This is a genomic window from Candidatus Methanoperedens sp. (assembly GCA_012026795.1).
GTDB lineage: Archaea > Halobacteriota > Methanosarcinia > Methanosarcinales > Methanoperedenaceae > Methanoperedens.
This window is the reverse complement of record VEPM01000032.1, coordinates 39,942-49,701: the sequence shown is the minus strand read 5'-3', so window position 1 is coordinate 49,701 and position 9,760 is coordinate 39,942. Positions and strand designations below refer to the sequence as shown.

The 9,760-nt window shown below is 41.5% G+C and carries 6 protein-coding genes; 3 read left to right on the top strand and 3 right to left on the bottom strand.

Going from position 1 to position 9,760, the window contains the following annotated elements:
- Nucleotides 1-153 precede the first annotated feature (153 nt).
- Nucleotides 154-1,467: a hypothetical protein gene (locus FIB07_14705; GenBank protein NJD54103.1), complete on the top strand. Its 1,314-nt coding sequence runs from the start codon at nt 154-156 to the stop codon at nt 1,465-1,467.
- A gap of 13 nt (nt 1,468-1,480) precedes the next feature.
- Here FIB07_14705 and FIB07_14700 read toward each other — a convergent pair whose 3' ends face one another.
- Nucleotides 1,481-6,340, bottom strand: coding sequence for a DNA polymerase II large subunit (locus FIB07_14700; GenBank protein NJD54102.1), 4,860 nt, complete (start codon nt 6,338-6,340; stop codon nt 1,481-1,483).
- A gap of 443 nt (nt 6,341-6,783) precedes the next feature.
- Here FIB07_14700 and FIB07_14695 point away from each other — a divergent pair, with 443 nt between their 5' ends.
- Both FIB07_14695 and FIB07_14690 read left to right on the top strand, forming a co-directional pair.
- Nucleotides 6,784-7,914: an ethylbenzene dehydrogenase gene (locus tag FIB07_14695; GenBank protein NJD54101.1), complete on the top strand. Its 1,131-nt coding sequence runs from the start codon at nt 6,784-6,786 to the stop codon at nt 7,912-7,914.
- A gap of 130 nt (nt 7,915-8,044) precedes the next feature.
- Entirely contained in the window at nt 8,045-8,227 is a 183-nt protein-coding gene (locus tag FIB07_14690; GenBank protein ID NJD54100.1) for a hypothetical protein, read from the top strand.
- Between the two features lie 138 nt (nt 8,228-8,365).
- Here the strand turns inward: FIB07_14690 and FIB07_14685 are convergent, their stop codons facing one another.
- The gene (locus FIB07_14685) at nt 8,366-9,199 is read right to left on the bottom strand and encodes a TIM barrel protein (GenBank protein NJD54099.1); all 834 of its coding nucleotides are present in this window, start codon (nt 9,197-9,199) and stop codon (nt 8,366-8,368) included.
- Nucleotides 9,199-9,714, bottom strand: coding sequence for a hypothetical protein (locus FIB07_14680; protein NJD54098.1), 516 nt, complete (start codon nt 9,712-9,714; stop codon nt 9,199-9,201). Before FIB07_14680 ends, FIB07_14685 begins: the two co-directional genes overlap by 1 nt.
- Nucleotides 9,715-9,760 lie beyond the last annotated feature (46 nt).

Below are 9,760 nucleotides of genomic sequence, written 5' to 3'. Positions count from 1 at the left end.
TACCAAGGTGATCAATGTTTTTACTCGAATATTCCATGCCGGTTGATTCTTATTTTGATTATATAAAATCAACGGGCACCATGTGCGGAATGTGGGATATATATAAAAGAAAAAGAAATTCTATTCGCTAATGGCTTTTGGGACAAAAATAGTATGTACCAACTAAATGCCATTCAAAATTTTGGTGAATGCTATAAAAATGGAAACTGTAATTTTGAGTCTTTAGGAGGAGGGAGTCCTTCAAGATCTCTTATAAGTAGCCCAAAAGGACATTGTCCAACGAAACCATCCGAGGACTTATTATTAATGCTTTATAATTTCTTTGGCTTATTTAGAAAACTAAACCCTATTAGAGAAAGTCCTGAAGGAGGAAGTGCCCGCGGAAATTTTCGATTAGCATCAGATGCAAGAAACCTACCTCAAACTCTGAATACTCTTGCATCATCAAAGAGAGAAATCTTTGAAAAAATAAACCAGAGCGTCAGAGAGATAATTGGCGGGATTATTGAGGTGCGCGCACCATTAAAAGAAGGTACACAAGAAGTATTCCTTTCAATAACCGAACAGCCATTTGGGAATACAGGATTTATGTGGAAGCATGTATCATCTGGAACTAAGGAAATAATATACTTAATTACACTACTTCATTCAACCCCTAAAGGAAGTTTATTAGCAATCGAGGAACTTGAATCACATCTTCATGGGGATGCTATTTCCAAGTTCATGTCCATAATTAATGAGGTTTCGATAAATGAGGACAAGCAATTTATTTTAACAACTCATTCCCCTGTTCTAATAGATAGCATGCCTTTTAATAAATTATTTGTGGTAATAAAAGAAGCTGGTGAAACTAAAATAGTAGAATTAAAAGATTTCAGTAACATAGATGAAATACTGGAAAAAGCAGGGATTCCTAAAAGTTGGATTTTACATACTAAAAATCCTTCTTTCATTTTCTTAATAGAAGGGAAAGATGATTTTGAAATCTGGATGCAATTTTTCATTAAAAATGGAATGAATATTCAAAAACAAAAAATCATAACATGTGGAACTGAAAATGGAGGAGGGTTTGAAAAACTCGTCGAAACTGGTAAATTCCTTAAAAAAACAAGAATTCCAATCCCCTTCATGATTGTTGCAGACTCGGATAACATTAAAGAAGAGAAAGAAAAAAAATTAAAGAAAGATTTTTCCTCAGAGCAGTTTCATATCCTGCTCAAAAAAGAAATAGAGGATTATCTTATCGAATCAGAGGCGATTTCGAAACTAACGAACAAAGCTATTGAAGATGTGGAGGTTGCAATTAAAAATTCAAAGGGTAATGGAAAAGAAAAATTAGACTCAATTTTTTTGAAACTGGGTATGAGCAAGCCAGTTTCTCAAACAAAAGCTCTCCTCGTCAACCATATGAAACAAATTCCTGAAGAGATCTTACAAATTATGAGTAAAGTAGACGGAAGAACATAAATAAACATATCCCTCACATAAAATCCGCCAGCCCCTTCTGCTTCACCTTATCGCTCTCAAACAGCGACTTCATCTCGATCTCAAGCAGCTCAAGCCTCTGCTTCGTATAATGCCGCACATTATACTCATCCGCAATTCTCAGGCTCGTCTCAAGATATTTCCTCACCGAGCCCTCATGCACCGTCAGCACGATATTCCCGCCGCACCTCGGGCATGTCCCCTGCAGGGGCGGGCGCCTGTATTTGGCGTTGCATTTCGTGCATCTTACCTTCTGTTTCGAGAACGACCGCAGGTTCCCGATAAGGTCGGGAAGGAAATGAGAATTTATGACCCTTTCTGCCACATCCTGGGGGTCAACAGCTTTTATTTTCCGGGCAAGCCCAAGCTGCGCATCCATTTTTTCGATCATCGTCCCCAGGGTCTTGTAGGCGCTATTTGTCGGACCCGCTGCTATATTTGCAGTATCATGGGTAAATCCGAAGCCTTCATACTGTCCAGGAGTGCCGAGCCGTCCGCTAACAGTATCCATGATCTTGACAAGTTCTTTGGCATTTGTGTACTTCTGCGTTGCCTCATAGAACGCAAGAGGATACTGGAAAAGCACATCCACATTATGCGCCTCCTTATCCACTTCATTCGGATCAATACGCGAAGTCAGGACAAGCGGTGCATCCATCTGTCCGCCGCGCCTGTCGGGTAAGTACGAGCGGGAGAAGTTCAGGAGGCCGTCCATCAAGAGCATCACGCAGTCTTCGTCACCGTCACACTGGAATGTAGTAATTCCTGAGCAAATGAGAGTATGATGGGTATCGACTGTCAGGTTATATACATATTTATCATCAGTGTTTATCTCTTTCTTTTCTACTATTTTATCAATAAACACATCTTCATCAAAATTGGTTCTTGTCTTACCTTCTTTAGCCAGCCATTTTTTGAGCATATCTTTGGCATGCTTTTGTTTTTCACCAAGAAAGCCTATGTCTTCAATGAATTTTCTTGCTTCTTTCCCGTATATCCTTATTTTATAGGAATGGATTAATTTCGGTTTTCCATAGAATTTTAGGATAAGATCACTTTTTACTGCCCTTTCTTCCTCATAGATAGAGTGCTTGATCCCGGAAAACATCAAGAGGAAGGACGTCCCGTCAATAAGCCATTTATTTACTGAAGTTACATTGACCTCTAAAGTGCTTTGCAGGGAACACGAGCCATCTCCTGTGAAATAACCTCCCAAAAATGCACTTATTTTATCCTGTGGCAGGGAATACACAAAATCTGGAACCTTTTTTGTTTTTGCATCTTTTCCGATATTCAGATTTTCAAACAGCTCTAAGACAAATCTTGAGCAAATCGTTATATGGTTTCCTGAAATACTGGGTGACAAACCAAAAACAGTATTTATTTTTTCTTTTAATATGTGCCTGGTCCATTCTTTAGTAGCGGTTATAGATACCTGGTGACAATTATTTTGATTTTTCTTTATAAATCCCTCTGCTAAATAAAATCCTAACAGTGATAAGAAATCCTCGTTAACCGTTATGCCGGGTTTTATTGAAACCTTATCTCTCTTGTTCCCCAGCAGGTAATTTCCTGTATCGATCACTTCAGGATTGAATCTATTGACTATCTCTAAAGGATATGACTTCCTGTAAATGTAATTGGTAAATGTCTTATAACTCATTCCAAGACTGTTGCTTATCTGCGAAAATTGTACGTCATCCTCGAAAACATCGCTTTCAGTCCTTATCATTACGTCCTGCGCGTCTGTTATCGAAAGCAGGTCAATATTCTCTTTATTTTCGATGCGGGGTCTTTCAAGATTCCAGGGGATCAATAATTCATCTGCATCCTGCGCCCTCATTTTTTCTCCTGAACTATCCGGGAAATTATGATCCTTTGTTACCACTATCTTTCTGCCGCTTTTGGTTTTTATTTCGATCAGCTTTTCAGGAGCAAGATGTTTTGAAACATGTGTTATATCTGCCAGTTCGAATTTTTTTGTTTTTATATTGAAGGCAAATGTTCTCAGGCCGCTTATTTTCTTGTATTCAGTTCCAAAATCATCTTTTTCGGTATTTCCGATAAGTTTGCTCTCAACAAGCTCGCGGATTGTTAAAAGTTCAAAGCCATCTCCTCTTTGGACCAATAATTTTTCATCCCCCTGGAAGCAGTTTCGCCTCTTAGCTGCATGGAAGAACGGATGCCCATAGCCAACAGACGCTGTGGTAAAGCCCACAAGGCGGGCAAGAACGCCAGCCGAGGTGTGGGGAGCAAGCCCTATCACTAATTTCCCGATCAGATCGTCAATTCTTTCGACATTATAATAAGGTTCAACTTTATAATATCTCGTTAAAAGATCATCTATAAATCGCGCGGTTTTCAGAAGGTATTCAGCGCAATCCTTTGAAACAACAATATCCTGAACTTTAAGTTCAAGGATCTGGTTCTCATCAACAAGCGGATTTCCGTATGTGTCATTCACATAACCAAGTTCTTTAAATTTCGAAACCGAGACACCGAGTTCTCTTGGTTTAATATGCGTTAGAGGCATATCCGAGAGGTCATACCTCACAGTCCCATCCTTGAACATCACAACATCATGTTTTGCCCTGAGCACTCCTTTTTCCAGCGGCTCAGGCGTCTTGTTTTTTGAAGTAAGGCCAAGAACGCCTTTGGGTTTGTAAACATCTCGTTCCCCGACTTTATCAAGCGCCTTCTGGTATTCAGACAAGAAATCAATATCCATTTCAGTGACAGATGTGGTTTCTTTTTTACATTTCGGGCATATCGGGTTAGTCCCTGCAAACGAGTTGTTTACTTCAATTCCACATGACTCACATTTAAAAAGCGGATGGGTGAATTCTCCACAGGTGCACCTGTTCTTGAAAGTCCTGTTCTTACATGCAGGGCATATGCGGCTCCCAATCTGGACGCTTATTGTCCCGACTTTTCCTTTCTGGTATGTTAATCCGGTCTGGAGCTCGCTATTCCTGAATTCATTATTTTTCTCTTTGTCCTCTTCATCGTCCACAAAATCTTTCACATCTACAAGAGAGCGCCTCTTGCCACCAGCACCTCCTATCGGGAAAAGCACATGTGGCGCTGGTTTCATTTCACGCTTATCAGATTTCTCAGGACGTCCCATCCGTGCCCCGATCCTGATAGGAGCACGGGCCCTGATTGTTATCCCGCTTGCTTTTGAGACCATATCCAGGATACTTGACTCGGTATTTGTCCAGTTCTTTTTAAGACTTGAATCAAGACCAAGACATCTCATCAGGGGAAGCGGTTCATCAATAAAAATCACCTTTTCACGAACTATATGAGGGACAAGCAGGACTTCAAGAATTGTCTTTATTTTATCATCATTCGGAAATGTTAGTTTGTCAGAATATTTTCCATTTATCCCGATATATTCAGCAAGCCGGGAAAACTCATCAATTGAAATATCATGCCAGAGGTATGTGTATTCAGGATGCAGCGGCACTTTATAAGTATCTGATAAAAAAAGCGCTTTTTCAGCAGTGGGATTTTTAAGGTCGCCAAGTTCTTTTGTTAATGTTTTTGCAGCAAGCTCTTGGAGCCACCATTCAAAACAGTAGGATGATGGAACAAGCGGATGGTTATTCTCAAGAAAATCCCCGAAATTGATCAGTATCTCGCCAATATCAAGGATCTTCTGTACGGATGGTCTTATTTTTTTTGCTTCCTCTTCTGTACTGATTCTCAGGACATCACCATTGAGCAGGCGCACTGTAGGACCATCGATTGTATCCACAGGGGCTATGCCTGCGGCTTTTCCAGGCCTCTCGACTTTTATCTGGGTGCCGGCAGCAATAAAATCATCCATTAATGCCATCGCGGCCGGACTGATACCTGCGGCTGCAAAGCTTGTGTTCCTGCCCCTGCCATACCTGAGCCTGAAGCCGCCAGGTTTTGAAGGATATGAGAAAACGGGCCTGCCTGCGATCAGATCCTGCAGGTACTTATCCTTGGGCTTAAGCTGGGCCGATGCATCATCGGTTTTTACAGTGACCACGAATTTATCGAGCCAGTCCCAGCCTTCAAGTTTAAGCTTGTCAACGTGCTTTTTCACCTTTGGCGCTTTGAGGGCAATGCCTTCAGCAATAACGAGCGCCATTCCGCCCCTGATCCTGTTCGTCTCGATACGCGCAAGGTCACGCCGCCCTTCCACTTCAGCTTCCTCTGTGGGTTCACCGTCAATGCATATCGGGCAGTTCCTGACTATCAGGCGGATCTCATCATCTGATGGCAGATACTGTAAATTCGCTACCCGCCTGTATGCCGTGATCTCTTCAACATATCGTTCAACCTCTTCAGGCCGCGGGACAAAACGTGCGATCCCCAGGTTCGCCCGCACATAATCGGCAGCAAGAACAGACAGTGCCTGTGCAGTGCCCCCAGCACTCCTTATCGGACCCGCATAATATGTCCTGATATAATCTGTACCGTCGTCGTTTTTTGCAAGGTCGATCTTGGCGATTCCTTCGATAGGTGCAGCCACCACGCCTTCTGTGAGGACTGCCATTGCAACCCTCACCGCAGCTTCTATGGCGTCCCTGTCCGATTCAAACTTTTTTATTTCACCCTTGGCAACAGCAATTGCCACCTGGAGGGCGGCTTCCTCACGCGACATCGTTGATTCAAGTTCCCTGAGCTTTTTTGCGACTCCTTCAATAGAAAGGAGTTTCTCAACCCTGTCTGCAAGGTCTTTTGCTATTGGTATTTCAATTCCCGGAGTCGGGTCGGCGCCGTTAGCACGTGCGCGATTGGCCAGCTCGATAGCACGGTTAAGCTCTGTTTCAAGAGCACTAAAATAAGCAAGCATTGCTGCGCTTGCGGCAAATTTCATTCAAATAGTCTCCCTGGATAAAATCAAACATATTTACAGTTTTCTGGTTTTGTAGGCTGTTTAATCAAGATTACATGCTCATTTCAAGCTGAAATGAGATAAAGATTGTTATTGCAATCGAGAGGATGCTTAACGTATCTTCATAAATGTTATAGTTATGTCCGAAAGAAGCGCTGCAAGAGCAACAATGACGTCAGGGTCCGTAAGAGAGTGATATTTGTCTGCAGGGCGCAAATGTGCGTAACCCCAGGGCATCTTTCCCGACAGACGCCCATCAGCATAAATCAGATCGACATGAAAACAACATCATCCGTTTACCATTTTTATAGTTGTTGAAACAAATTTATATAATAGAAGAAACAAATTTATTGACACAGATAAAAAGCATTTTGTAGCATTACAATGGAGTATAGAGTGCATGCGATTTATCTGGGAGGAGTTATATGAATATATGGAAAGTTAATGGATTAATAGTGTTAGGTTTGGGAATACTGTTGTCTTTTGGCATAGGGTATGCATCTGCCGGCACCCTTAATTCTTTGATGGTGGCAAAGGCTCCGGTAATTGATGGCGTGCCAGATACGATATGGGACCAGGCAACTGCAATGACGGTTAATGTAGCTGGTGGAGCAAATACGGGATCTCATACAGTTACACTAAAAAGCGTTTATACAGGCGACTCTGTATATTTCCTTGCAACTTGGAACGATCCAACCGAAAGCATGAGGCGTGAGCCCTGGATTAAACAGGCAAACGGCACATGGAAGCAGCTCAAAGATCCTGATGATAAAGGCGGCGACAACAACAAGTACTATGAGGACAAATTTGCCCAGATATGGAATATTAATACTCCGGCATTTGAAACCACTGGTTGTTTTTCAACATGCCACGCAGGTGAAGCCGGAAAACCCTTCGGCAACAAATACACACCAAATCCGGGTGAAATGGCAGATATCTGGCATGCAAAACTTGTGCGAACAAATCCATCAGGTTATATAGACGACCAGTATCTTGATTCCACAAGATACAATAAAGCAACAGCGGCAGATGCAGGGAGAAAGAGCGACCCGGGGCTTGTGCCATACTTTACTAACATCAATGCTGCTAATACCTCTCCAAACTATACTTCAGCAGACCAACCAGCCCCACCATACTGGATTATCGATGCGGAAAAACAGCCATTCACCGATACATATAAAGCTGACGATGAAATAGCAGCTATTGTTACAAGACCTCCGACAGGAGACCGGGCTGATATAAAAGCCATGGCTGTCTATAACGGTGGCATGTGGACAATGGAATACGGTAGAAAACTTGTAACTGGAAGCCAGTATGATGTGCAATTCTCTGACCTGAAGAAGGAATATTCCTTTGGAACGGCCATATTCGATAATGCGCAGGTAAGGCACAGCTATGAGAATGGTGTAAGCAAAATGGTCTTCACAGCACAGGCGACCCCTGCTCCATCAGCAACAATGACAGCTATACCCGTTGCAACAACAAAAGCACCTGCATTTGAAGTAGTATTTGCAATTGGTTCATTGCTGGTAATAATATTGGTAAGGAGAAGGTAAATTTTACCTTCTCCTTGTCATTATAAACATTGTAAATATTTAATGAAATTTATCCATAAACTATTTATACTAATACTTCAAATGATTATCATAATCATCAGTATGATTAGATTGTAAGGAGATGAAGAGAATGAGCGAATCAAACGAGGTAGTTTTATGGATGGAAAAATGCGCACCTGAGCGGCTTGCTTCAAATAAAGTGATGTTATGCACAAGGAATATGTTTCTCCTTGAGAACATGCGCGACATGTTCATAGATGAATATGAGGCAATATTAAAAGGCAGTGGCAATGCAGGAATTATAAAATTATAATTTTTTATGAGAAATAGAAAACGTTGTCCGGAATGTACTCGCCCTGTATGCCAGAGAGTCCTGACATTACGCGGCTGCAAAGAAAAACCGATTGAGGAAGTAATAGGGGTTCCATTAAATCCCTATTCGATGCACGACCTATTTACAACAGGTTAAATCCTCAAATTCCTGTTTCAATTTCAATGTATCTATCTCCAGATTGGGGCTTTCACATATCACCATTCCTTTAATATTGAATTCTGAAAAAGTTCTGGCTAATTCTTTATATTTGAAATCAGACGCTTCAAATTCAAGATGCTTTTTCTCACCTTTTGGAGAATATTCTATCCCTGAAACATGAATATGCATGTTGTTTAAGCCATCGCGCCCGAGCTTATTCTCAATATTAGTGAGGATGTCAGCAAATTCTTCCTTTGAGTTATTTTTTCCATTCACGGCATGCAGATGTGAAAAATCAATGCATGGTAATACTCCTGCCACTTCTGTAATAGTAAGAACTTCATCAAGGTTCCCGAACTGGGAATTGCGCCCCATGGTTTCGATACGAAGTGTAATATTTAAGCCTTCACTATTCATTTCTTCACGTATCCGGGTAAGTTCTTTTTTAATTTTTTCGTATGCGCTCTGGCGTGAATCTTTCTCTATAAAACCCGCATGAATAACCACGCCTTTTGCACCGCATATTTGCCCGATCCTTGCAGAATTCAGTATTCGTTCCCCGCTTTTGAGCCGGGTTTCACCTTCGCTATTTAGATTTATATAATAAGGGGCATGCACACTTAATCCTATATCCAGCTTCTTTGCCAGGACTCTTACCTTCCTGGCAGTCTCTTCTCCCATCTTAACTCCGCGGACGAACTCAAGTTCCATACAACCAAGGCCAAGCTCATGAACACGCTCTATCCCTGACAAACTATCAGTTCCATTCGAGCTTATGGGTATGCCCGCAGTGCCAAAGAGCAAACCTTCCATTACCCCTCAATAGTAGGAGGGGAGTATCCGTACCATGAACCTTCCTGGTCAAGGTAATATAACGCATCCTCAAGTGTTTTCTTATGCTCCCTTTCAAAAACTACAAGTTTTAAGAACAGATCTTTGCTGGATTTATTACTGGTATTATCAGCACTTTTGGAATACAATTCGATAGATCTTTCTTCCGTCCTGATACCAAGCTTGAGAATATCCTTTGTTTCTTGTATGCCCAGGGGTTCAAGGGATTCCGGGAATATGCGCTTTGCTTTTTCCCTGTTCACTTCATCCACCGTACTGATGTCAAAAGATTTTCCTGTGATCTTCAGGAATTGTTTTTCAAGAAGTTGCCTGTGTTCCCCTTCATCCCTTGACAATCCCTTGAATAATGATTTTGCATTCTCATCTTCGACTAAATCACTGAATATCGAATAATATTCTTTACCATAGATTTCAATAGAAATCGCTTCTTTGAGTATATTTAGAATCTCCTGGTCTTGTTCATTCATATAATTCATTCCGTCAAGTTAATTCCGATAGGTGAACTACTCCCCCTGAAGGGTT